This window comes from Lelliottia sp. GFLA7, assembly GCF_056490165.1.
This window is the reverse complement of sequence record NZ_JBWLAQ010000065.1, coordinates 1-463: the sequence shown is the minus strand read 5'-3', so window position 1 is coordinate 463 and position 463 is coordinate 1. Positions and strand designations below refer to the sequence as shown.

Sequence of the window (463 nt, the reverse complement as noted above, 5' to 3'; positions counted from 1 at the left end):
CGAGTGGCCGTCCGAGGCCGCGCGCCGGTAGGGTCTGGCGGCGCACCGAGTCGACTACGGGGGGAATGCTGTCCGGATGGCTGTCCTGATTCTTCTGATTGTCCTGCTGATCCTGGTTCTTATCGCGGGGATCGCTGTATTCGTCTGGCGCACACGGACTCCCGGCACGTCGGCGCGGGTCGATCCGCTTGCCGACTACCCGGAGGTCTACGACCCGCACCGGATCGGCGTCGGCGACATCATCACCTACGCCGGTATCGACCACGTCGTGCGCGGCACCATCACGCTCGACGAGGAGGGCTACCAGTGGCGCGAGCACCTGCTCGACGGTTCCACCGGGCGCCGCTGGCTCACTGTCGAGGACGACGAGGGCGAACTCGAGATGACGCTGTGGATGCGGCGCGAGGGGACCGGCCTCGAACCCGGCGGCGACGTGATCCTCGACGACCGCGTGTACCGGAAG

1 protein-coding gene is annotated in these 463 nt (G+C 67.8%); it reads left to right on the top strand.

The window, feature by feature from the left end:
• Positions 1-76: 76 nt before the first annotated feature.
• Positions 77-463: DUF4178 domain-containing protein (locus AC07RN_RS21160; RefSeq protein WP_478337245.1), on the top strand; the 387-nt coding region annotated here is incomplete at its 3' end.